We start from the raw sequence: 23,047 nt of genomic DNA on the forward strand, positions 1-23,047 counted from the left end.
GGCGAGCCATCACCGGCCCGCCCAGTGGTTCGGCGGTCAGCGCGAGGAGTGGGTGACGAGGGCGGTGAGGAATCCGGCGACGGTCTCGGAGGGGGTGTGGATGCCGAACTCCTGGACCCACGCGTCACCGTGGGCGGGCTGTACCCGGACGTGCCAGACGATGCCGTGCTTCCAGGCGGTGGTGTCCTCCGGGAGCCAGCCGACGTAGACGCGGCCGTCCGGGCTGGCCGCGTGGACGTTGGCCTCCGGGGTATCGACGATCACCCAGCCGAGGCCGTCGAGGAGGTCGAGCACCGGGGCGGCGCAGTGGTCGGAGGAGAGCCAGTGGCGGTCTTCCACGGCGGGGCGGACGACGGCGGGCAGGAGGGTGGCGGAGGTGTTCACGGTTGGACGATCCCTTCGTTGACCTGCGGTTTTCCCGATACCCGTACTTTGACATGGGACATGCCGAAGTACGTAGTCGTTTCCCCGGGGGAGACGACTGCCGTGGGCGAACTGGAGATCGCCAGCGGGTGGCCGCAGGCCGGGGGAATGGATGGGTGAACGCGGTTGTTGTACCTGGGTTGCGGCGACGGGCCGCACAGGGCCGAAGGGGAGCGGGGATGGTTGAGGCGAGCAGACACTGGGACGGAGCCGGGCTGGAGCGCAAGATCCGTGCTGCCGGGCGGCCGTGGACCGTGGGCGACATCGCGATGGTCGCCGACGGCCAGTGGGGCGTCGGCGCACAGTCCGACAGGTGGCTGGAGGAGGAGACGGTGGTGGAGCGCCGGGCAACGGACGGCCTGCGTGTCGAGCTGACGCTGGAGGAGCTGGCCCGTGCCGTGGGCCCCCGTACCGAGGACGCCCACCGCGACGAGGACCTCGCCTGACCGTTCAGCGACGCCGCCCCGCAGCGGGCGTCGGCGGCCCGACGACGGCCGAAGGAGCGGGCGGGTCGGGTATCTGGACCGGGGCGTTGGGCGCGTGCCCGGAGCGGGCGACAGCGGCCTGGGCCAAGCGGTCCGCCGACGCCCGGCTCGCCGGCGCGGCGGCCTCACGGGCTTCGACCACGCCCCTGATCGCGTGCAGGTAGGTATGGCTTTCCGAGTGGGCGACGCGCAGTTTGACTGCCGAGTCGGTGATCCGGTCCAGTTCGTAGAAGGCCGGTACGTACCCGCGCCGGGTCAGGGCGTGCAGACGGTCCTGGTGGACGGCCACCGTGTTGTCGGTGACAGCCAGGGCTGTACGGGTGTGCACGGCCGCGCGCAGAAGCGAGTCCTCGCAAGGCCGGCGGACCGCGATGACTTCCAGGACTGCGATGGGCTGGCCCCAGGCTTTCTCGATCATGGCTGTGGCCTGGTCGAGCAGGGTGGCGGTGGGCATGGCGGAACTCCCTTTGTGCAAGGACGGTTTCGAGTGGGTGCGGTATCCCGGAGAGGTCCGGGGCGGAGTCAGCGGCCATGCCGTGGATGCCGTGCGCAGAGTAGATGTCAGCGGGATGCGCAGGGTTATGACAGTGGGATCGCAGAGTCCGTGTCAGTAGGCGGTGGCGGGTCGGAGAGCATCCGCAGGCTGTAGAGCACGTTGTCGTGGAAGCGGTCGATGATGTCGCCGCGCGTGACCATGTCGACGGCTGCGAGGTCTTCGAGGGCTTGACGCTGGGCGGCGTCGCCGGGGCCGATACCGCCGTCGACCCAGACGCGCAGGAGGACCTCGGCCTCGGCGGGCTGGATGGGGCCGCGGATATCGGGGCGGGGGTTCTTCCGCCCCGAGAGCGCGTCGACCTGGTGTGGGGCGAGGACGTCGAGGCGCGGGGTGGCGGTGTACGCCTCGGGCGGGACGTGGCGAAGGACGAGCGCACCGCCGGTGTCGGGGTGGGTGCGGGCGTGGTCGAGAGCGGCGTCGGTGCGGTGGCGGGTCCAGGACAGTGCAGCGGCGAGGCCGTCGTCGGTGAGGGGGCCGCCCGCGTGCGCGAGCGCGGTGATGACGGTGAGCGCGTCGTGTTCGGCGCCGGCCGGGCGGCGGTCGAGGACCTGGCGGTGGCGGGGCAGTTCGAAGAGGTCGTCGGCGCCGGGCATCAGGTCGGCCGGGTGCATGTCGAGGCGGCGGGCGAGTTCGAGCAGGACGCGGACGGGCAGGTCGAGGAGTTCGTCCAGGTCGATCTGGTGCTCGTGGACACCGAGGAGGTCTGCGAGCTGCCAGCCGGTCATGCCCGCGGCCAAGAGCCGGCGTTTGATGACGTGGGAGCGCTGTACCGACTCGCGGCGCCGCTGGGGGCCCTCGCGGCGGAGGGGGCGGCTGGAGGACGTCGGCGCGGTCACAGACGGCTGCGTACGTCGTCGCTGAGGGGGACGAGGTCCAGGCCCCGGTAGTGCATCCACCCGGCGGCCGCGGCGTCATGGCCGGTCTCGTCGCCGTGGCGGCAGTGGGAGCGGTGGAGCCAGGCCGGGTTGAAGTGGATGCGGTGGCAGGTGCGGATGACTGCTTCGCGCAGGTGGAGTTCCGGGCTCTTGTTGCCCGGGTCCTTGTCGTGGATGAACAGGGGGTCGGTGTCGGTGGCGCCCTGGCTGCGCCGGTAGGCGAGGTGGGCGGCCAGGAGCGGGGCGGCGTGCGCCGGCAGGAGGACGGGGTCGTCGGATTCGAGGTGGAGGACCTGGAGGGCGTTGAGCTCGTGCGGCATGTGGTGGTGGGACTTCCACCACCAGGGGACGCGGAGGTAGCGGGTCTCCTCGGCTTCGTACGGGCTGCCGGTCACCGGGAGGCGGATGCTGCTGCCGTCGGGGCGGTGTTGCCGCAGGTGATCAGGCCGAATCCGGTGGGTCCGTGGGAGAGGTGGATGGACAGGGCGGTCGCAGCGGCGGCTTCGGGGTTGGCGACGGTGCGGATCTTGTGGCAGAGGCGTTCGGTGAGCTGGCTGAGCAGGCGGGTGGTGGGGTCGGTGCCGAGGGTTTCGTACTGCCAGCGCAGGAGGTAGCCGCGCAGGAACAGGCCGACCTGGACGGCGCGGAGCCGTACGAGGGCGTGGGCCTGGTCGGGGGCGGGGCCGATGCGGTGGTCGCGCAGGTAGAAGGTGAGGCGGGCGCCGAGGGCACGGGTGTGCCGGACGCTGCCGGGTGCGTGGTGGTGTTCGGTCAGGCCGCAGCGGGCCAGCCACTGGTCGGCGAGGTGGACCTCGCGGCCGTAGACCTCGTGCAGGGCGGTGAAGGTGTTGCCGGGCAGCTTCGCGCGGCAGTGGGCGAGGAAGACGGGGAAGTCCTGCATGGGCAGGACGGGGCCGACGCCTTCGGCCCACGGGGTCTTCGCGTCGGCGCGCAGGGGGTTGGTGAGGGCGCGGGGCGAGGGCGGCAGTTCGCGGGCGAAGGCGGTGAGGTCGATCGCCTGGAAGCGGTAGCCGGCGTGGTGGAAGGCGTGCACGGGCGGTTTCAGGTACGCGTCGTCGTCGGTGTCGGGCCAGATGAGCCACACGGTGGCGTCCGCGCGGGTGCCGAGTTCGGCGAGCTGGTCGAGGGCGCCGTCGGGGAGCCGGTGGGCGCGCTCGATGACGAGGTGGCGTATCTGGTCGGCGGCGAGCTGGGCGGCGGCCTGACGCCATGCGTCGGGGGCCGGGGTGCGGTCGGCGAGCAGGGTGGTGGGGCTGCGGCCGGTGGCGGTGAGGATGTCGAGGGCGAGGTCGCTGGTACGGCCGGCGGGGGTGGGGCGGACGACGAGACGGCCGGGGCCTTCGATGGCGACCAGGCGGCGCACGATGCGGTGGTCGTCGCCGGGGTTGCGGACCATCACCAGGCGGGGGCCGGGTGGCAGGTCGCGGTTGACGACGTGGGCCGCGGGCTTGGTGTCAGGCATACACGCCGCCGCCGAGGAGGGTGAGGGCGTTGTCGATGACCTCGACGTCGATGCGGGGCCGTCCGGCGGCCTGGCACAGTCCGGCGGCGGTGTGGGTGAAGGCGGCCCAGTCGCGCATGGTGCCCTGTCCGTACAGCTCGTCGATCTGCCGCAGCAGGGCGTCGTCCGCGCCCGCGTAGATGGGGTGGTAGTCCCGCATGAGGGCGGGGATCTCGTCGGCGGACAGCGGGCGGAAGGGCAGGCGGCGGAAGACGCGGGAGCGGAGCATCGGTTCGCGGGAGAGGACTTCCCCGCAGCCGTCACCGCCGACGTAGAGGAGGGCGAACTTCGTCTTCGGGTCGTCGTGCAGGTGCCGCAGCAGTTCGATGCAGTCGCTGTTGAGGCGCTGGGCCTCATCCACGACGACCAGGCGTTTGGGGTGGGAGAGCAGGTCCAGGAGCCGGTTGGTGATGTGGAACCGGTTGCGGGACTTGGGGGCGACGGTGCCGGTGAGCGCGGCCAGGAGGTGGTCGGCGTCCAGGCGCATGGTGGGGCGGGCGGCGAAGGACAGCGCGCAGACGGCGGGGCCGCCGCGGTGTGCCTGGTCTTCCAGGGCGGCCTCGACCGAGTACGTCTTGCCGGTGCCGGCCGGGCCGTGGATGACGCCGGTGGCGTTGTTGGCGACTAGGTCGTCCACGACGCGATGGGCCAGCTGGAAAGTGCCGGTCGGCAGCGTCGCGGCGTCGGTCAGGTCGGCGAAGTGCCGGGGCATCGTCAGTTCTCCTCGTTCGTGGTGATCGGGGTGATGCCGAGCAGGGAGGTGGAGGCGCGGGCGCGCAGGGCGGCGTCGAGTGCCTGGCGGGAGGAGCCGCGGCGACCTTGTCCGCCACGAGCCGGGATTCGGTGGCCGGGGCGCCGTCGCCGGTCATCGGCGCGAGCTCACGGCGGGCCCGGCGCGATGCCCGGCGGCGTTCGCGGCCGAGCCGGGCGGCTTCGTCGCGCTGCTGGAGGCGGAAGGCGTCGGTCTGCTCGGCGGTGAGCGTTCCGGTCGGCAGCGCGGTGCACAGATGCTTGCCGCCCAGGTAGACCTCGATGGACCGGTCGTCGTGCGGCATGTAGCGGATCTGGACGACCTGGCCGACCCGGCCGTGGATCTCGGACGCGACGTAGGCGTGGCCGCCCAGGTGGATGCCGTCCTTCTGGATCGTGCGTTCGTCGCCGGCCAGCAGCAGGTGGCGCAGCTTGTCCGCGTCGATCCGGTGCAGGGGTGCCTCGTCCTCCTGCCAGGCGGCCAGCGGGGTGCGGCCGTCCAGCATCCGGTCGGGGCGCTCGGTGTTGTACCAGCGCACCCAGGCGGCGAGCCGCTCCACGAAGTCGTCGAGGAGCATCGGCCCGCCGGTCTTTTCGGCGGCGCGCTTGGCGGCCGGGCTGTCGCCGACCGGCCCGTACAGGCGGCCTGAGGCGTCGCGGGGGCCGCCGGTGAAGCCGGGCATCAGAGAGATGAGGGTCTGCTCGATGGTCAGGTTGACCCGCTCGACCTTGCCCTTGCGGTGCGGGGTGAACGCTGGGAGGCGGTGGACGGTGACGCACAGCGCGGCCATCACGTCCTTAACGGCGGCGGCGAACTCCAGGCCGCGGTCGATCCGTACGCGGGCCGGTACCGCGCCGAACGGCGAGACGTCGGGGTCGTGGACCAGCGCCATGCGCATCGCGGTCAGGACCGTACCCGCGTGCGGGCTCACCGCCAGCGACCAGCCCAGCAGGGCGCGGGTGCCGTCGTCGACGATCGTGGTCATCCACGGGGAGAGCGGCTTGCCCTTGGGCGGGTGCACGAGGATCGGCAGCTGCTTGTGGTCCATCTCCCACACCCGGCCCCGGGCCTCGTCCGGGCGCCGCAGGTACACCGACTTCGCCCGGCGACCGGACTCGCCGACCTTCCACGCGGCCCGCTCGGCCGGGGTCAGCTCGCGGTTGAACGCCACCTGCATCGTGCGCAGCGCGACCGGCGCGGCGCCCGCCCAGCCCTCACGCAGGAAGTCGGGGACCGGGGCGCCGGCGGTGGTGCCGTCGCCCTCGACCACGGCCTGGCGGGCGCGGTGCACGGCGGCGACGTTCCCCCGGTACAGGGCGTACGCCTCCCGGTCCGTCTCGCTCAGCACGTACGGCTCGGGCCCGCGGTGTTCGGGGACCCGAGCGGGCGCGGCCAGCCACCGCCACACCGTGCGCTCGCTGACACCCAGGCCCTCGGCGGCCAGGCGCACGTGTGCGGCCGACAGCTGCTCGGCGTCGCGCGGCTGGTTCAGCCGGGCCACCGCCGCAGCCCGTTTCGACTCGCCCGCCCCCTCCATGATCGGAAGTCTCCGGCAGCGTCCCGAAACTTGTTCGGGACACCTCTCCCGTTCACCCGTGCGAGTGAACGGGAGAGGAACGGCGGGCAGGCTTCCTCATCACGTTCACGCTGATCACGGCAACCGCCGTATCGGTAGAAAGGAAACCGGCGACATGGGTAGCGAAGAGTTGCGGTACCTGCTGGGTGGTCCTCATGAGGCGGGCGAGGAGGTGGTGTACCTCCTGCGTGCTCATGATGTCGATGAGTTCAGGACGCCAGGTCGAGGGCGCAGCAAGTGCAAGATCGGCACAACGAGCGACCTGGGCACCCGCCTGCCGAAGATCTACAACGGATCGTCGGATCCGCTGGAGCTGATGGCGACTTACCCGGGAGGCGAGGAACTGGAGCGGGCGCTACACGTCTGGTTCGACCTCTTTCGAAAGCACCTGGAGTGGTTTTACTTCTTCGACGTGGAGCCGAAGCCGCTGGTGGACCGCGCGGTGGAAGTGATCCGCGAGCACGGCCTGGAGTGGAAGAGCGTGCCACAGCGGAAGAAGGAGATCGCTCAGGCTGTCCGGAGCACGAGAAAGGCTGGGCAGCACCTGGGGTCCCTCGGTTCGGAGATCCGACGTATCCAGGATCTGGGGCAACGAGTCCGCGCCGAGGCCGAACGAGTGCTCACGTGGGATTTCGTCCCACGCACAGAAGAGGACGAGGCATTGGCCGACCGCGCCCGCCAAGAGCACGTCCACCTCCTCCACCTCCTGTCAGACCACCTCGGACGGCTGCTGGAGGACATGAAGAGTTCCATCACCTCCGCTGCTCGGACTGGCGTCCTACCGATGACCGATGCCAAGGCCGCGTCCGAACTGGACAGCGAGACGGTGGAACAGATCATGCACAAGCCGAAGGCGCCGAATCGAGGCCCGTGGAAGCTGATTGAGCAGTGGCAGGCGCCGCTGAACAACTCGAACGCCTTGAGGCCCTGACCTCTTTCGGCCGTCCCGGAAACGGTCGATTCCGGGACGGCGGCCCGCTGCGGCGCCGAGGTCGGCGGAGGCGTCCCGAAAGGCGTCCCGGAACTCGCGGACGCGCTGGAGAAACGGGAGGGACATTCGGGATTGTCCGTGTCGAGCGGACAAGCGGGAGGAGAACACATGGACGGCGACCTGGACGAGATCACCCGAGCCGAGCTGATCGAGCGCGAGCCGTGCCCGCGGTGCGGGGCACCGCCCGGCTCCGGTGTCGTCGCCGTCGACTACCACACCGGGCGCTACGCGAAGATCCCCATGCTGAAGTCCAGGCCCGCCGCCCGCGGCCCCGGCCGCACCTGGCAGCCCGGCCCCGAGCCCGACCTCGACACCGAGCTCCTCGCGAGGGCCGGCGACCGCATCGGGTACGCCCGCGTCTCCAGCAAGGGCCAGGACCTCGCCGGACAGGTCCGCCTCCTGAAGAACGCCGGCTGCGTACGCATCTACGTCGAGAAGATCGGCACCCGGGAGAGGGTCCGCCCCGAGTACAACGCCGCCCTCGCCGACCTCCGACCGGCCGACACCCTCACCGTCACCATGCTCGACCGCCTCGGCCGCAACATGGTCGAGCTCATCACCTCCGCGCAGGATCTCGCCGAACGCGACCACCGCCTGGAGATTCTCGGCGGCCCGCTCGCTGGGATGTACGACCCGCAGGGCGCGGGCAAGGTCCTCTTCGTCGTGTTCGCCGCGATGGCGGAGGTCGAGCGGGAGTTCATCCACGAACGGACCCTTGTCGGCCTGGACAGCGCCGCCGCCAACGGCAACCACGGCGGACGCCCGCCGGCCGTCGACGGCGACATGCTCGCCGTCGCGCTACGGCGCCGAGACGCCAACGAACCCGTCACCTCGATCGCCCGGCACCTCGGCGTCGGCCGCTCCACCCTCTACCGGACCCTGGCTGCGTACGACGAAGCCACTGAGACGGCTGCCAACCGCAGGGACAGCGGCGGCCACTGACAACTATTCCTCGCCCGACAACTTAGGCAGTCGGTCAAGGTAGCTGCGCACTGCATCGGCGATCAGGTCATAAGGGCCGATACCCAGGGACTTGGCGGCCATGATGAGCTTCTGATCCACCTCCGCACCCCATGCCTTCCGCATGTGCTCAATGTTCTTACGCTTGGTGATCCACCGACAGTTGTCAGGGCCGTACCCACGGTCGGGGTCGATACGGTCGCACTCCAGATCATCGGCGTATCCGTGATCCAGCGCCCATGTTCTGAACGTCTCGAAGTCAGCAGCCCACTCAGCACAGACAGTGATACCTCTGCCGCCGTAACGGCGATAAGCGGGGTTACCGGGCCGAGTGCATCGGTCCACCATGCCGCGAAAGATGCGATAAAGACGTGCCGTGACCGGATCATCCACCTTCCCTCGGAGAGCCCTCGTTGCTCCATGGGTCGTAAGCATCTCCGACATCATGTCGCGCTGGAGGCACCCGCAAGACTTCGAGTTTCCGTTCCTCAGGTTGGCTGCAGCCACCGTGCGTTCGGTTCCGCAGTCGCAGTGGCAATCCACTACCGACCATCGCCGCCCGTTTCCCCGGACCTCCATGTACGTCTCGCTGATCGTGACGAAACGGCCGAAGCGGGTTCCGATCGGTATCTGGGTGGTGGGGTAGTTCCCGGTCCTGGTGGTGCCGGCCAGTGCTGCAATGCTCTCGTCCCGGGCACAGCCACAGGAGCGGCTGCGATAGACGAGGTTGCGCTCCAACAGCATGCGTCGCGTGCCGCAGTCACACACGCACTCGTACAGGGCGCGCTCGGCGTAACGTGCTCCCAGCGTCGGTTCCCATACGGGGGCGCTAGCAACGGTCCACCGGCCGAAGCGGGTTCCGACAGCGATGACGCTCCGCTCCTTCCCCCCGCTGGACATCGCGCAGCCGCACGAGTTCGTGTGGCCGCTAGTCAGGTTGTTGAGCGATACGTCCTTCACCGTTCCGCAGTCACAGCGAACCGATATGTACCGCCGGGCCTTGCCGCTGCTGGAGGCTCGACTAACTGGCTCAGCCACGGTGGTGAGCTTTCCGTAGCGCGTCCCAACCGGGACCTTGAGGGGAGCTGGCATGAGCTCAAGCTATGTGCGCCAAGGTGTGACTGGAGGCACTTTTGGCTTAAGTCGTAAGGGCGGTACTGGGCAGGCCCAGGACACCACAACTCACTGACACACATCGTGTCGCCGAGCACTGACACTCTCGTGTCGTCCGACAGGATCCGTCAGCCTGCCGGGTGCGGCGGTGTGGACGGCAACGGAGCCCCGAACCAGCGGACGGGGCCGTCGGTGAGCCAGGAGCCGTCACCCAGGGGCTCCAGGTCGTAAGGGTGGGCCGCCTCGACGGCCATCTCGCCGCTGATCGTGCCCGTGTGCACGTCGATCAGGTGGTAGCGGAACCACTCCTCCCCGTCCTCGGTCTCACTGCCGAGGGTGACCACAGCCGTGTCCGCGGTCAGGTAGCCGCCGCTCCATTCCACGAAGGTCTCCTCCGCGTCGTACCCAAAGGCCACGACGGGGAGAGTGAAGAGCACGTCCCCGGTGGGGTGGCGGTGGAAGGCGATGTCCGCCTGCCCATGGTCGACGGTCATGAACTGCTCCCCGCTCGGCGCCAAGTTGATCAGGCAGCGGTCCGACCAGGGGTACGTCACGAACTCCACTTCGCCGTCGGCCCTGGCCATACCCCGGAGAATGACAGAGCCGTCCTGGCCCTCACCGATGTCCAGGTAGATGCTGCCGTCCACGGGGTGCAGGTGGTGGCCGGCGCCGTGCCCGACCGTCTCCAACTCCCGGCGGGCGAGGACCGCCCCGCTGGCGGCGTCATACACAACCCACTGGTCTTCGCCCCCGCGCCCCGCCATCGCGTCCGGCCGGTAGACCCACACAGTCCGCCCGTCCAGAGACAACGCACAGCCAGGCCGGTGGCCATGGCGCACCTCGGAGTGCGGCTCGAAGTCCGACGCCCACACCAGGTCACCGGCGCGCGTGAGGCAGACGACCCCGTTCAGAGTCGTATACACGACGCGCTCCAGATCGGGCCGAACCACCGACGCCACGACCTCGTCGCCGGACCGCGGCTGGAACACCGCGGCGGACTTCAGCGTCCCGAAAGCGCCGGAGTCGATCACGTAGGCATGGATCCGCCCGTCGCGGTGACGGGTGATGGCCTTCAGAGGCTGGGCAGGAATCATTAGCCGAGGCTAACGCCCAGCTCAGGCACCCGACGGGCGGGGCCGTCATGCACGATCCCGCCCATGACGGCTGCTTCCAACAGGGCGGGGAGGACGGTGTCAGCCATCGCGCTCAAGTGACAACAAGCGTGATCCGGCACTGACAAAACCCTGCGCTGCACTGACATCTACTCTGCGCACGACAGTGGAGCCAGCGAGTTGGCCGGGGGCCGGACGGTGGCTGCGGGCGCGAGGCTGCTCGGCCCGCTCTGTGCCGAAGAGGTGGTGCGGCTGCGCGCGGCCATGACCCGGAGGTCGGCTGCGGTGCGCGGGGCGCGCGTGGCGCGGTGGACGGCCTGGATGACCGCCGTGCGGCGCACGTCGAGAGGGGTCGGAGCGGGGGATACCTGGGGACCGGCGGTCGGGCCGACCGGGGCCAGCGTGACCAGGTGCTCCAACCTGCGGTCGATCTGGTGGCGTTCACGGATCACCGGGGCCGAATCGGCCATGACGGCCGCCGTCGCGGCGATCAGGTGGGACGGGATGTGAGCTGTGAAGACCGCCTGCGCCCGCGTGCCCCAGCCCGGTGGACCGGCCCATAGAGTGACGGTCTCCTCGTCCCAGCCGGAGAGACGGTTGTCGATCACGACACCCGCCTGCCTGTCAGGGGCGACGATCTCGACGGTGCCACGCTCGGCGCCGCCGTCGCGTGTCCAGCCGGCGTCGGTCAGCGGCCGGACGGCGTCGGCCCAGTAGAGCGAGGGATCGGCCAGGAAAGGGGCGTTGTCGTCGTAGGCGTCGGCTTCGGCGTAGTCGCGGGCCAGAGCGGTGGTGAGGCCGGCGACGATCTCGGGCGGGGTGACGTGGTTGAAGGTGGCCGTCCAGCGGGGTGCGGCGAGGGCGTCCTCAGAGGCGTTGATCTTCCACAGTTCGAAGTCGTCGCCGAACCAGCCGATCCGGATGCGGTGGTCGGGGCTGGTGACGAGAAGTTGGCATGGAGTGTCGCCGAGAGCGTGGTGCGGCCAGTGAGCAACCGGTGCGAAGCCGGCGTCTCCGGCCCCGCCGGTCCCAGCCAGGTACAGGGGACTGACCAGTACCTCCTGGTAGAGGTACGGGGCATCAGGGGCGTGCATGGTCGAGGCTCCGGGAGTGAGGGAGGGGGAGGCGCCCGCGTGCGCAGGAGGACGAGCGGTCGGAGCGCACGCGGACGTCGGGGCAGCAGTGAAACGGTTCCGGCTCTCACCACCCCGGTCACCGGCCCTGGCCCGGTGCCGACTGGATGGTTACGGCCACCGGCACCCGAGGTTGTGGCTGCGGCGCGTGGCTGAACAGGGCGTTCGGCGCGGCAGCGCTGCGGCGCAGGGCCGCCGCGGTCCGGGCACCGTCCGCCGACAGTGAGACGTTGGGGTGGGTGCGCGTGGCCGCCGCGACGGGGCGCGGAGACGATGAGGTCCTCCGCTCGGTGATGGGGCTGCTCCAGTGCTCGACGCTCGCGTAGACGGCTCCCAGCGCCTGGCCGGCGTCGGTCAGCACGTAGGGGTCGCCGTGGCGCGGGCCTGCGCGGGTGACCAGGCCGTCGGCCTGAAGCCGCAGGAGCCGCTGCCGGGCGTAGCTGTTGTCCAGTCGGCCTCCTCGGCGATGTGGACGAACCGCATCGGACCGCCCGCGTCAAGGACCTGGATCACGGCGGTCGAGTGCCGAAGATGCAGGCGGCACAGGGCGTCCTCGACGCATTCGGCTTCGGCCATTTGTCCGAGCGACAGGTGAGCATGGGACCAGTCCGACATGGTGCGGTGGACAGGAGCCAGCGATGTGCCGAGGGCGCTGAGCTGGTACGGGGCTCCGCGACGGTCGTCGGGCCGGATGACCAGCCCGTCAGCGTGCATCGTGGCCAGTCGCTTGCTGACGAACTGCTCGCTGATGAACGGGAGCCGGGCGGCGACGTCGCGTACCCGCATGGGGCGGTTCTCCTGGGCCAGGGTCATCGCCGACCAGGCGGTCCACTTCGGCCCGATCAGGGAAAGCGCGTCTTCGACCCGCTGAGCATCGATCGAGCCGATGGAGAAGACGGGAGGCTGTACGGGGGCAGGCATGGGAGTGTTCTTTCTGGAAGGGGTCAGCGGGAGCGGGAAGGCTTGCCGACCGCCGTGGTGACGGGGACGGCAGCCGGGTCGGTGAGAGGGCCGGGGCCCGCGGGGGCGTTGCTGCGGCGGAGGGCGGCGGACACGCGCGGCGTCGCCGTACGCGCGTCGCGGAGGGCGGCTTCGCCCTGCGGCGTGAGCGAGAGGAGCTGTCCGGGCCGGTACGGGTTCTCGCTGGTGTCCTGGCGCAGTAGCCCGTCGGCGACCAGCCGCTGCACGGTCTGTGGGAAGACCGTCGGGTCCTGCCGCTGGGCCTTCTCCCGTGAGATGAACGGGTCGTCGCCGATCGCGTTGCGACGAGAGCGAACGTCTCCGGCCGCAACGGCTTCGAGGGCTACCAGCCCGCGCTCCCCGGCGACGGCCCAGTCGTCGTCCCGGTCGGGCCTCGTCTTCTGGCTCTGCCCGTAGCTCTTGTTGGTCGCGCGTTGAGCAGGCTCGGGCGAGGAAAGAAGCCGGCGGTAGGCGGATAGGGACTCGACGAGCTGGCTGTACGCCCGGTCTTGCTGCGCCAGAACGTCTCCGAGTTCGGGGAGTGCGGTCCGCAGCAGCGCGTACGACACCTGGGCGCGGCCGACTTCACCGCGACCGATGCCTTCGAGCAGCTGCTGAGCCCGCTGGACCGCGTTGAGCACGCTCTCGTGTCGCTCGTCCAACACCGCTGCGGCTCCGATGACGCGCGTAGCGGCCTGGTGCAGCGGCTCCCCCGGACCATGCGCCAGGGCGGGCACGCTGACATCCCCGACACCGAGCACTTCGACGACGAGATGAGTCCCAGGGTGTGTGCCTGCGTCGTACGGGTTCACCGCGCCGCCTCCATCCGGGCAAGCAGGGAGCGGACCAGGGTGGGCAGGCTGTCCGGCCCGTCGCCGATCCAGGCATGGTCGGTTGCATCGTCGAGGACGTACGCGGCGTCTTCGAGCAGACCGCTGGAGATCTCCATGCAGGCGTCGGTGATCCGGGAGGCGGCGAGCAGCGACTGGGAGAAGACCTCGACGTAGTCGTCCGGGGCGAGGCCGGCGGCCTGGGCCGCGGTGCGGATCGCCGCCAGCTCCAGCGCGCTGAACGCGAAGTCGAACGTGTCGTCCTGCTCGGCGCCATGGGAGGCGGCGACGACCGGGCCGGGGGACTCGGTGGGGATGCCCACCCGGGTGCAGATCTGGTCGACAGAGGCGGTCAGCTCGGCGAAGGACTCGGCGAGCCACCCCAGTGCGGAGGCGTAGGAGGCCAGGGCGAACAGGCCCGCCGGTGTGGCGGGGCGTGGCTCGGCGGCCACGAACCCTTCGAGCCGGTCGTTCAGTTCGCCGAGCACCCGGGGCCCGGCGGACAGCGGGCCCAATACGGGGTGCAGGTAGGAGCGGCCGACGGTTGTCGGGTACTCGGCGGTGAGGATGCCGGAGACGATCTGCGCGGCATCGGTGAGGAGATCCGCCAGCTCGGTACGGGTCAGGGGAGCGCGGTCAGCGGTCATCGCTGGGGAACCTTTCGGGGAGCGGCGGCTGGGGGTGGGGCTGCTGTTGGAGCAGTTGCCGGGCCTGCTGTTGGCCGGTCGACGCTGAGCGTCGACCGGGACCGGGCGGCCCGCACGCGTGCCTGGGCTGCGGAGTCGGTCTCGGCGTCCTGCTGGGGGCCGGTGCGCAGGTGGGCCACGTGGTAGACCGCGTAGTCCTTCTGGCTTCCGGCGGCGACGAGGTAGACCTCGCGCTTGTGGGTTGAGGTCGGCGGGGCCGGGCGGAACTGGATGACCATCCGGTAGGCGACGGAGGGGTCGACGTAGACCTTGTGGAAGCCGGCGAGGCGGCCCTTCAACGGCAGGCAGTCGTCGCTGCCGTGCACCAGGTTCTGCAGTTCCAGCAGCGCCAGGTCACGGATGCTGTCGGGAAGCTCTCGCAGGTCGGCGATGGCGTCTGGATGTGCGGCGAAGGCGAAGCGGGCGCGGCTCACAGCAGCCGCCCCTGCTGTGCCGGGCGCTGGACCGGTCCCGGCGGCGGCGTGCAGTGGGCGTCGGGGCCGCCCTTCGGTACTGCGGCGAGACCGGCCGACCGGGCAAGGGCGACTCGGGCCCGGACGTCGGCGCTGTCGTGAGCGCTGTACTCAGGCGGTTCGGGCAATGGGCCGCTGCGGTCGTCCAGCCAGGAGCGTGCGGCGCCCACGTCGGCGAAGGCGCCCTCGCGCATCGTGTACGTGTGGGTGCTGAAGTTTCCCTCTTCGAGGAAGACACGGATCGGTGTCTGGCAGGCGCTGGAGTCCCAGGTCAACGTCCATGCCTCACACGGGTCGAAGTCCGAGGTCTGGCTGTCGAGGACCTCGTACCGAGGTCCCGACTCACGGATCTGCTGTTCGACCTGGAGGGTGAGGTCGTCGGCGGGCTTCATGAGGTCCCCGCCGGACTGGGTGATCCGCTCGGGCGGGCACCCGCGCTCGATCAGCCAGTTCTGGGCGAAGGACACGGTGGCGTGATAGGTCAGCTCGAAAGTGAACGTATTCACACTGAGGTCTCGCGCGACCTTGATCGCTGCTACCTGTGGTTCCCCCGGTGCACCCCACGTGGCTGATCCGTCGTGAGCGACGACGTAGCTGTGGGGGCCATCGGGAGGGGAGTGGTGTTCAGCCAGGACCGTAACGTCACCGGCCCAGAACTGTCGCTCCGCGGACTCGGAATCTGCGTCGGACGGGGCCAGATCGTCAAGGCGAAAGTCGAGTATGTCGCTCACGAGCCCGCCCCCGTCTGCTCGGGCGCGGGGTTGGCCAGCACGCGGTGGTTGGGCCGCGTGGGGCTCGTCGTACAGGCCGCGAAGGGCCCGTCGGGGGCGCGCAGATGCGCCAGCGTCTGGTCGAGGTGGTCGCGGTGCCAGGTCGACGGGCCGGACAGTCCGGCCTCCGTGTCGGTGAACTGCTGCCAGGCGAGCCAGAGCGCGTGGAGCCGGGCAACGGCCTCCGGGTGCTTGTGCCACTGCGCGCACCACGGACGATTCGTACTGATCTCCCGGCCGTAGATCGGGAGGAAGAGGTAGTTCACCCAGTCGCTGAGGGCGGCGAGTTCGGTGGCGTACGTCTCGCCGCCCAGGGCGACGATGAACACCGAGGTGGGGCCGTCGGCCTGCTCGGGGCCGGCCGCCCCGGCTGCCGGAGCGCCGTCCGCCTGCTGGTCGGCTGCGGGTAGGGGAACGGGTTCGGAGCCGAGGCGGTCCAGGGCGACGCCGTGCTGCCTGACCTCGGCGATGGTCTTGGCGAGGGTGCTGGCGAGGTCGTCGAGGTTTTCGTCGGGGAGGCGGAACAGCTCGGGGCCGGGGGTGGTGGTCGGGCTGGTGTCGGACATGAGGGCGTGCTCCATCTGTGAGACGGCGACATGCCCGAGAGGATCCGGAGAAACAGCGGTTTGGTCCCGCCGGGAAGATCCGGTAGTGGGGCGCTACCTGCCTGCGCAGCGAGGGCAGCGCGGGAAGGGCGGTGCCAGCAACTGCAGGGCCCGAGCCGCCTGTTGCGGGACGACGCCGTTGCCGAGCGCGGTGAGCTGCGCCGGCCGCCCGAGTCCCGGGGTGGCGGTGACCCAGCCCGGGGCGAGGCCCTGCATCCACTCGACGAAAGCGGGACGGAGCCGCCCGGCCGCGTCGGTGGGCTCGGGCGCGGGACGGGTGGACCTCTCCCATCGGGTGATGGCGGCTGCGTACGGCCCCCATCGCCGGTCCGCTCCTCGGCCTCCGATGATTCCTCCGTCCAGAGCGGCAGGACCACTGCCGACAAGGGAGGCCGCCACTCCTTCCCCGGGCGGCGGCCCGGGGTGCCCGTGTCGCTGGCCCTGGGCGTGGGCAACAGCGACGCCGCCGCACTGGGCAGGGTCATGTCGCCATTGCCGTGCCGTTGATTCGGCGAGCCCTTGGTCCCGTCCGACGCCTTCGGGGTCGGCAGGAGCCACTCGACCTCGTCGGCCAGATTCGGGCCGTGGCCCCCGCTCTTCCTCTTGGAAGGGTGTTGCGAGCCGCCGTTCTTGCCGATGTTGCTGGTCGGGGTCTTGAGCAGGGTGTCCGGTGGGCCAGGCTGTGAGGAAGGTGCGCTCGCGACGGTGCGGGGCCTCGATGTCGGAGGCGCGAAGCACGAGCCACTTCGCGTCGTACCCGAGGTCGGCCAGGGATCCGAGTACGGCACCGAGTGCCCGCAGAGGAGGCTGGCCTGGGGTGTCTCCCAGACACCGCGGGCAGGGTTCCACGTCGCCAGGGGAACCGGCGGGGGAGGTGAGGAGGCCGCGAACATTTTCGATCACTACCAGGCGAGGTCGGAGGGCTTCGACCGCACGGGCGACGTGCAGCCACAGCCCGGAGCGGGTCTGGGCGTTGAGTCCGGCCCGGCGGCCGGCGACCGAGACGTCTTTGACAGGGGAAGCCCGCCGTCAAGACGCACACCCGGGGGACAGCGGACCAGTCGACGGTGGTGATGTCGCCCAGGTTGGGGACGCCGGGCCAGTGGCGGGCCAGGATGCGCGAAGCGTTCGGGTCGACCTCGGCGTGCCAGGCCAGCGTGCCGCCGAAGACGGACTGCACCCCCAGGTCGAGCCCGCCGTACCCGGAACAGAGCGAGCCGATCAGCGGAGGGCGCATGACGTGAGTGGGCATGTCACCGGCTCCGTCGGACCACGCCCGCAGGAACTGCTGCCGTCTGAGCAGCGGGAGGCGGTGCCGCGGCAGAAGGGGCAGCCGCAGACCGGCTGAGAGCAGCCCGGAGCCGCACGGACGGAGGCGAAACGGTCGCCGACGCGGCACGAAGCGAGTCGGTGGCTTCACGCAGCGCCGTATCCGCCGTGCTGAGCGAGTCATCGATCACCTGCACAGCGGTCTCCCGCGCATCGTCGGCGCCGGGCTCATCGCGCAGGTGCTCGGTCCGGTCCAGGAAGGAGAGCTGGTGGGCGACCTCGCCGAGGGCGGATGCCGCCTGACCGGTGGGCCGCACCGTGGTAGCGAAGCCGGTGATGACCCTGGCGGTGTGGGCCTCGGGCTCCTGGGAGGCGCTGAAGCGCACCTCGTTGCCCAGGTCGGTGATCAGCTCACCGAGTGCCGAGATATGCCTGGCGACGTCGGCCACGTTGGGCGAGCGACGAGGATCTCCGAGAACGGGGAGCTTGCGACGCTGAGCGTCGAGGGCCGACGCCGTGGCGCGCATGGCACGGATGTCAGAGCTGGGGGTGCTGTTCATGTGATGTCCAGGAGGAGGGCAACGGGGGCCGGGGAGGGGTCAGATGTGGCCGCGCGAGGGCGGCTTGGAGGCGGAGGGGGCGGGCGCGGAGCCGGGACGGACCGAGGCCGGTGGGACGGGGCGCGGCGTGCTCCGGGCGAGGGCTACGTGCACCCTGGCCGGAGGCGGCCCGTCCGGCACGGGCGTCGGAGGCGGCGGGTTCGGGGCTGGGGTGCCGTTCGCGGTCTCCCAGCGGGCGCGCACCTCGTCGAGCGGGCCGAGGGCGTGCAGGGCGTAGTTGATCAACCGGCCAGGAACCAGGGCTTCGTCCTCGGCCAGAGCACGCACCGCACGCGCGGAGGCGGCTGCGGTATGAGCGAGGGAGGAGCGCATCACCCGTTCCCCGAGCCATTCGGCGCTGCCGGAACCCACGCCGTCGCAGAGGGCGGTCAGATGCTCGCCCGACAGGGTGCCGTCGGCCAGCAGGCCGCGCCGCTGGGTTTCCCAGAGCAGGGTGATCCGGTCGATAGGTTCGCCCCGGTGGTGCAGCGCACCGAGGCACCGGTAGAGCCCCCCGTGGGCCGGATCGGCGAAATCCCCCGGCCGCAGCCAGTCCACCACCTCCTCCACGGCCCTCGGCTGCTCGGCGAGGACGGCCAGCAGGAACCGCTCGTCCTCGGCGACCTGGTCGGCCCGGACTGGCGGCATGGCCGGGGCAGCAACCGGCGCAGTGGTGCGCGCGACCGGACGCGGTTCGGTCCCCCAGCGCCGTGCAAGATCCCTGAGCACCCCGGCCAGGACGTCTGCGGAGCGCAGCGCTCCCTTGACCTCACCCCGTAGGGCGTCGGCCCGAGCCACCTGGTGAAGACGGATCGCGTGCTGGGCGACGGTGCGATGGATCGCCCCCTCCAGCACCATGCGGCCGTACACCGGAGCGTGCGCGGAACGCGGGCAGGCCGAGATCAGGGTGTGGGCGTACACCACAGTCAGCCCTCGGACATGGCGGCCGGCCTCGTCGACCGCGTCGGTCACCCACGACAGCGGCACCGGCCCATCGGCTGAGAGCGCGGGGTGATCGTCGCTTCGGAGCTTGCGCAGCGCGGCGAACAGCGACCGATGAACGGGCCGGTCGAAGTGATCCGGCGCGAGCCAGTCCAGGTGCGCGAGCTGGCCCGGGTCGAGAAGCACGGCGCCGAGGACCGCCTGCTCCGCACCCAGCAGCGGGTTCATCGCACACCCCCTGCGCCGGAGCCGGAGGGGGTGTTCTGCCGGGCATGGAGGTCGGCGACCGCTTGGTCGGCAGCGGCTACCGCCGTGGCGAAGTCGTCCAGCGTGCTGGTGAATGCGGGATCGGTGGCGAGTATCGACCCGGCCCCGCTGACCAGCCACCACTGGCCGTCACGCAGCACGACCGGCGAGCGCGGCAGCCGCCCGGGACGCAGGGTGGGCGCGCTCATGCCGACAGCCCGAAGTCGTCGTGGCCGATGGTCTTCGCGAGGGCCCGTTCGGTGATCGCCTTCGTGGCGCGGGCCGAGGCCGGACCGACCACCTTGGCAAAGGGCTCCTTGTACCAGGGCTTGAGGTTGAGCATGGCGACCCGGATGCCGGTGGCCAGCAGCAGCACCTTGTTCTTGGGCAGGGCGCGGATCGCGTCGGGCGGCAGGATGCGTTCGGTGCGCATGCTCACCGAGGTGGACTTGCCGCTCTCGCTGGTGGAGACCGAGGTGGTCTGGACGTCGTGGTCACCGACCTGCCTGCTGAGACGGTCGGCGAAGTCCGCGTCGTCGATGCCCGATCCGATGATCTTGACGGTGGCGGCGGAGTACAGGGCGTCCATGCCGGCCTCGCCCCAGCACCGCTGGCCCTGTCGGTAGGACTGCAGGATCGTCATGGGGATGACGCCCCGGCTGCCCAGGTGGCTGTACAGGTCCGGGAGATCCGAGATGCGGCACACGTTCGCGGCCTCGTCGAGGACGCACAGGGCGGGCGGGTCGAGCCGCCCGCCGGAGCGCTCGGCGACGATCACGGCCGCGCGCATCACGGCGTCGGCCGCCGCCGCGATGATCGCGCTCGCGCTGCCGCCGCCGTCCTTGCTCAGCAGATACAGGGTGTCGCGGGAGGTGGCGAAGGCGAACGGCTGGAACTCGGGGAGGCCCTCGTTCGGGGTGACCCAGGCGGCGACATCGGGGTCGAGCAGGCAGCTCGCGTACTGCCGCGCCGTCTCGTAGATGCCGTCGCGGGTCTCGGTCGCACCGGAGACGGTGCCCTGGAGCTGGGCGGCGACCGCGTCGTGGCCGGCATCGGTGAGCAGGTCCACCGGGGTGCGGTCGGCCGGCATGGCGAGCCAGGCCAGGACGTCGGTGATCGGCCGTCGGTGGCTGGCGGCGGCAAGGAACAGGGCGCCGAGGGTGTTGCTGGCGGCGGTGGACCAGAAGTCGGAGCCGCTGGACTCGTCCACACTCGCGGTGACGAAGTGCCCAGCCAGACGTTTCGCACCGGCCAGGTCGCGGGCGTCGGCCAGGATGTCCCACCACATCTCGCGCGGCTGGTGGGCGATCTGCTGGGGGTCGAGGGTCCAGATGGTGCCGACCTCGGCGCGGGCGTCCACTGTCGCGGTGAAGGCGTCGTTCGCGGCCTTGTTACTGGTCAGCAGGACCGGACCAGGGGCCGAGAGGATCGCGGGTATCGCGAGCCCGGAGGTCTTCCCGCTTCGGGGAGCCATGATCGCGACGATCACGTCCTCCCATGACGCGCGGACCTCCGCACGACCGGGGTCGAGGGTGCCGAGCAGGATGCCGCGGTCAGCCGGAGCGACCTCTTTTCCCCTCCCGGCCGCCCAGGGACGGCCGCAGGCTCTTCGCCTTCGCGGTGATCTCCTTCTCCAGCAGCGGCGCCAGGTCGGCCTTGCGGGCGAGACTCGACTTGGAGCCGGCACGCCAGCGCATCCACAGCACCACGCCGGTGGTGGCCAGGGCCAGGGTGAGCAGGCCGGGCACGACGCGGGCGCCGACCAGCAGCGCGACGGTGCTCAGGGCCGGCCACAGCACCTCGGGGTGCAGCAGCGCGTCGGTGGCGTGGAACGGGGCCCAGGGCCCGGCGCCGAAGAAGGAATTACTGATGTTGCCGGTCAGCCAAGTCAGCGAGCCGAAGGCAAGCGCGATGCCGAGCAGACCGAAGAGGAGGTAGAGAAGAGCGTCCGAACTGGTGGTGGTCGAGGGTGCGCTGGTGCGGGGTGCAAGCATGGTGAATCCTGGGAGTGAGCGCAGGTGAGGGATAGAGGGCGGGGCGTGTGCGGCTCTTCTGCTGGTCATCGAGACGCTTCCTGTTCGGGAAGGGAGCTGGCGGCCGCGCTATCGGGGAGCTTGGGGCGGCTGGGCTCGTTGATGCCTCTACGGATCTGGCGTGCCGGTGGTGGTCGATCACGGCCTCTGCCTTGAAGGGGGAGTAGCGAACGGCAACCCGGTGCTCGGGCTGGCAGAAAGACGATCCACAGGATCCGCGATTTGGCCTGGCCGGAATCCGCTGGTAAGAGCCCGGGGCAACACCGTTGCGTCAGCTTCGTGAGCGGCTGTCGGGGCAGTGGTCGAGAACTTCCAAGGGGTGGCAGCAGGCCATAAGCCCAAGGAAGAACCGGCAGAGAGAGCCGTTTGCGGCATCTGGGACGGATCGGTTTATACCCAGCCCATCTGGCTTGAGAACATCCCACCGTCACCGCCGCGAGTCCGGTGAAACCCTGTCAACGTGTGTTGTTACTCCCGTAGCATTCGTCCCAGGTGGGGCGTGCTGTCCGGAGCGGGTGAGCGCACGTAGTGGTCCCTCTGAGTCGGGGAGCGCGTCCGCCCGGTTTCACCGAGGCGTCGGGACGGTCACGTTCCGGAGGAACGTCGTCTTGGGGAAGCAGAGCCGGGCACACATGAAGTACGACATCGCCGCCCCCGAACCTGCCGGAATGGTGGCCTCGCTCAGCTCTCTGGGTTACTCGTTGCCGGCCGCCGTAGCCGACCTTGTGGACAACAGCATCGCGGTCGAGGCCCGGACCATCGACGTGGAGTTCACCTGGGCCGGAGCCGACTCGTGGATGGCGGTGGTCGACGATGGCTGGGGCATGACCGTCAAGGAACTTGTCACCGCCATGACGGTGGCCGCCCGCGGTCCCGCGACTCCACGGTCAGCCACCGATCTGGGTCGGTTCGGCGTCGGCCTCAAGTCCGCCTCGTTCTCCCAGGCCAGACAGCTCACCGTGAGTTCGTCCAAAGCCGGCGGACAGTGGCACACGCGAACCTGGGACCTGGACGTCGTCGAACAGTCCGGACAGTGGCGGCTGCTCCACGGCGCGGACACCGACACCGCTGTCGTGCTGGACCGGCTCCGCAGGGATGCCGACCACGGCACGATCGTCCTCTGGCGGAGGCTCAACGGATACCACGCCGCCGACGTCAGCACCGGTGACGAGCGAACCCAGAGACAGTTCTACGCCGAGGCGGCGCGCACCGAGTCGCACCTCGGTATGGTCTTCGCCCGGTTCCTCACCGGTGCCCGGCGTCGTGACCTGAGGATCCGAGGCAACGCGGTGAGACCGTGGGACCCCTTCCTGCGTCACCACCCGTCGGTGCAACCCCTCCAGCCGGAGGAACTCCCACTGAGCGGCGGTCTGGTGAGGGTCGAGGCGTTCATCCTCCCAGGTGCCCACCGCCTCACTTCGGAGGAGTACGACCAGGCTGCCGGCCCTGAAGGGTGGCTTGATCAGCAGGGCTTCTACGTGTATCGACGTAACCGACTGATCCTGGCCGGTGACTGGCTGGGGCAACGTGGGATGCGCCGTGAGGAGAAATACAACCTTGCACGTATCGCCGTCGACATCCCGGCCGAGACGGACGCCGAGTGGAGCGTCGACGTGAGGAAGTCGAGCGTCGTCCCGCCCGTCGCGCTCCGGACGCATCTCAACCGCATCGCGCGTAAGGCCCGGGCGACCGCGGCGGACGTGCTCCGGTACCGGGGGCAGGTTGCCGCGCGCACTCACGGCGACCCTCTCTCGTACGCGTGGCTCGTACGCCGCTCCGAGGACAAGGTCACCTGCAAGATCAACCGTAGCCACCCACTGGTTCAGGCTGCCATACGGCCGGGTGGAAACAGCAGTACGGACGTGCGCGCCTTGATCCGTCTCCTCGAGGAGACGATCCCCGTCACCGCGCTGCGGGTGATGCACGAGACCGACAGCAGCGACGATCCGGAACCGTTCGGAGGCCCGGGCCCGGCCGACGACTCGGCGGTCGAGGTCGCGCAGCGCATCTACGAGTCCCTGGTCACGGGCGGCCGTTCGCCGGCCGCGGCCAAGGAACGTCTTCGGACCATGCCGCCCTTCGATCAACTGCAAGGCTTCTGGAGTAGGTGACAGGTTGTCAGTGACCATCCATAAGC

General features: G+C 70.3%; 24 protein-coding genes and 3 pseudogenes. 4 read left to right on the forward strand and 23 right to left on the reverse strand.

The genetic code is table 11. The annotated features are described in order from the left end of the window. Positions 1-36: 36 nt before the first annotated feature. Positions 37-384, reverse strand: a complete 348-nt coding sequence (locus OG322_RS27325) for a DUF317 domain-containing protein (protein ID WP_329307102.1) — start codon at positions 382-384, stop codon at positions 37-39. A 218-nt stretch (positions 385-602) separates the two neighbouring features. Here OG322_RS27325 and OG322_RS27330 point away from each other — a divergent pair, with 218 nt between their 5' ends. Continuing rightward, on the forward strand, positions 603-869 hold the full coding sequence (locus tag OG322_RS27330) for a hypothetical protein (protein ID WP_329307103.1): 267 nt from the start codon (positions 603-605) through the stop codon (positions 867-869). Between the two features lie 4 nt (positions 870-873). Here the strand turns inward: OG322_RS27330 and OG322_RS27335 are convergent, their stop codons facing one another. The 6 genes and pseudogenes from OG322_RS27335 to OG322_RS27360 form a co-directional block, all read right to left on the reverse strand. Further along, positions 874-1,362, reverse strand: a complete 489-nt coding sequence (locus OG322_RS27335; protein WP_329307104.1) for a hypothetical protein — start codon at positions 1,360-1,362, stop codon at positions 874-876. A gap of 125 nt (positions 1,363-1,487) precedes the next feature. Further along, the gene (locus OG322_RS27340) at positions 1,488-2,300 is read right to left on the reverse strand and encodes a hypothetical protein (protein ID WP_329307105.1); all 813 of its coding nucleotides are present in this window, start codon (positions 2,298-2,300) and stop codon (positions 1,488-1,490) included. Then, complete coding sequence (locus OG322_RS27345) at positions 2,297-2,734, reverse strand: hypothetical protein (RefSeq protein WP_329307106.1); 438 nt, start codon at positions 2,732-2,734, stop codon at positions 2,297-2,299. Before OG322_RS27345 ends, OG322_RS27340 begins: the two co-directional genes overlap by 4 nt. Further along, the gene (locus OG322_RS27350) at positions 2,731-3,822 is read right to left on the reverse strand and encodes a hypothetical protein (protein ID WP_329307107.1); all 1,092 of its coding nucleotides are present in this window, start codon (positions 3,820-3,822) and stop codon (positions 2,731-2,733) included. Before OG322_RS27350 ends, OG322_RS27345 begins: the two co-directional genes overlap by 4 nt. Further along, a complete protein-coding gene (locus OG322_RS27355; RefSeq protein ID WP_329307108.1) occupies positions 3,815-4,573 on the reverse strand; it encodes an ATP-binding protein in 759 nt (252 codons plus the stop codon). Before OG322_RS27355 ends, OG322_RS27350 begins: the two co-directional genes overlap by 8 nt. 298 nt (positions 4,574-4,871) lie before the next feature. Beyond that, positions 4,872-6,149: pseudogene (locus OG322_RS27360) on the reverse strand (Mu transposase C-terminal domain-containing protein); the annotation flags it as partial. 154 nt (positions 6,150-6,303) lie between these two features. Here OG322_RS27360 and OG322_RS27365 point away from each other — a divergent pair. After that, on the forward strand, positions 6,304-7,119 hold the full coding sequence (locus OG322_RS27365; protein WP_329307109.1) for a GIY-YIG nuclease family protein: 816 nt from the start codon (positions 6,304-6,306) through the stop codon (positions 7,117-7,119). A gap of 168 nt (positions 7,120-7,287) precedes the next feature. Continuing rightward, the gene (locus OG322_RS27370) at positions 7,288-8,121 is read left to right on the forward strand and encodes a recombinase family protein (RefSeq protein ID WP_329307110.1); all 834 of its coding nucleotides are present in this window, start codon (positions 7,288-7,290) and stop codon (positions 8,119-8,121) included. A gap of 3 nt (positions 8,122-8,124) precedes the next feature. Here OG322_RS27370 and OG322_RS27375 read toward each other — a convergent pair whose 3' ends face one another. The 16 genes and pseudogenes from OG322_RS27375 to OG322_RS27450 form a co-directional block, all read right to left on the reverse strand. Next, positions 8,125-9,231 carry a hypothetical protein gene (locus OG322_RS27375; protein ID WP_329307111.1) on the reverse strand — a complete coding sequence of 369 codons (1,107 nt, stop codon included), beginning with the start codon at positions 9,229-9,231 and terminating at the stop codon, positions 8,125-8,127. 149 nt (positions 9,232-9,380) lie between these two features. Then, complete coding sequence (locus OG322_RS27380; RefSeq protein WP_329307112.1) at positions 9,381-10,346, reverse strand: hypothetical protein; 966 nt, start codon at positions 10,344-10,346, stop codon at positions 9,381-9,383. Between the two features lie 167 nt (positions 10,347-10,513). Continuing rightward, positions 10,514-11,458: a DUF317 domain-containing protein gene (locus OG322_RS27385; RefSeq protein ID WP_329307113.1), complete on the reverse strand. Its 945-nt coding sequence runs from the start codon at positions 11,456-11,458 to the stop codon at positions 10,514-10,516. 118 nt (positions 11,459-11,576) lie between these two features. Further along, entirely contained in the window at positions 11,577-11,858 is a 282-nt protein-coding gene (locus tag OG322_RS27390) for a hypothetical protein (RefSeq protein ID WP_329307114.1), read from the reverse strand. After that, on the reverse strand, positions 11,852-12,418 hold the full coding sequence (locus OG322_RS27395; RefSeq protein ID WP_329307115.1) for a winged helix-turn-helix transcriptional regulator: 567 nt from the start codon (positions 12,416-12,418) through the stop codon (positions 11,852-11,854). Before OG322_RS27395 ends, OG322_RS27390 begins: the two co-directional genes overlap by 7 nt. Before the next feature lie 23 nt (positions 12,419-12,441). Continuing rightward, positions 12,442-13,269, reverse strand: a complete 828-nt coding sequence (locus tag OG322_RS27400; protein ID WP_329307116.1) for a large ATP-binding protein — start codon at positions 13,267-13,269, stop codon at positions 12,442-12,444. After that, positions 13,266-13,934, reverse strand: a complete 669-nt coding sequence (locus OG322_RS27405; RefSeq protein WP_329307117.1) for a hypothetical protein — start codon at positions 13,932-13,934, stop codon at positions 13,266-13,268. The genes OG322_RS27400 and OG322_RS27405 overlap by 4 nt, the downstream gene beginning before the upstream one ends. Continuing rightward, on the reverse strand, positions 13,931-14,407 hold the full coding sequence (locus tag OG322_RS27410) for a hypothetical protein (RefSeq protein WP_329307118.1): 477 nt from the start codon (positions 14,405-14,407) through the stop codon (positions 13,931-13,933). The genes OG322_RS27405 and OG322_RS27410 overlap by 4 nt, the downstream gene beginning before the upstream one ends. Then, a complete protein-coding gene (locus tag OG322_RS27415) occupies positions 14,404-14,952 on the reverse strand; it encodes a hypothetical protein (RefSeq protein ID WP_329307119.1) in 549 nt (182 codons plus the stop codon). The genes OG322_RS27410 and OG322_RS27415 overlap by 4 nt, the downstream gene beginning before the upstream one ends. A gap of 221 nt (positions 14,953-15,173) precedes the next feature. Next, positions 15,174-15,782 (reverse strand): DUF4913 domain-containing protein, encoded by a 609-nt coding sequence (locus tag OG322_RS27420; protein ID WP_329307120.1) that lies wholly within the window; start codon positions 15,780-15,782, stop codon positions 15,174-15,176. 93 nt (positions 15,783-15,875) lie between these two features. Further along, entirely contained in the window at positions 15,876-16,775 is a 900-nt protein-coding gene (locus OG322_RS27425) for a DNA cytosine methyltransferase (protein ID WP_443066601.1), read from the reverse strand. A 115-nt stretch (positions 16,776-16,890) separates the two neighbouring features. Further along, positions 16,891-17,073, reverse strand: a pseudogene (locus tag OG322_RS27430) (DNA cytosine methyltransferase); the annotation flags it as partial. Between the two features lies 1 nt (position 17,074). Then, complete coding sequence (locus OG322_RS27435) at positions 17,075-17,650, reverse strand: hypothetical protein (RefSeq protein ID WP_329307121.1); 576 nt, start codon at positions 17,648-17,650, stop codon at positions 17,075-17,077. A 39-nt stretch (positions 17,651-17,689) separates the two neighbouring features. Further along, on the reverse strand, positions 17,690-18,859 hold the full coding sequence (locus tag OG322_RS27440; RefSeq protein ID WP_329307122.1) for a DnaB-like helicase N-terminal domain-containing protein: 1,170 nt from the start codon (positions 18,857-18,859) through the stop codon (positions 17,690-17,692). Beyond that, on the reverse strand, positions 18,856-19,086 hold the full coding sequence (locus tag OG322_RS27445) for a hypothetical protein (RefSeq protein ID WP_329307123.1): 231 nt from the start codon (positions 19,084-19,086) through the stop codon (positions 18,856-18,858). Before OG322_RS27445 ends, OG322_RS27440 begins: the two co-directional genes overlap by 4 nt. After that, positions 19,083-20,871: pseudogene (locus OG322_RS27450) on the reverse strand (type IV secretory system conjugative DNA transfer family protein). Before OG322_RS27450 ends, OG322_RS27445 begins: the two are co-directional and overlap by 4 nt. Before the next feature lie 647 nt (positions 20,872-21,518). Here OG322_RS27450 and OG322_RS27455 point away from each other — a divergent pair. After that, entirely contained in the window at positions 21,519-23,021 is a 1,503-nt protein-coding gene (locus OG322_RS27455; protein WP_329307124.1) for an ATP-binding protein, read from the forward strand. The last annotated feature ends 26 nt before the right edge of the window (positions 23,022-23,047 follow it).

The sequence above is a fragment of the Streptomyces sp. NBC_01260 genome (assembly GCF_036226405.1).
Taxonomy (GTDB): Bacteria; Actinomycetota; Actinomycetes; order Streptomycetales; family Streptomycetaceae; genus Streptomyces; species Streptomyces laculatispora.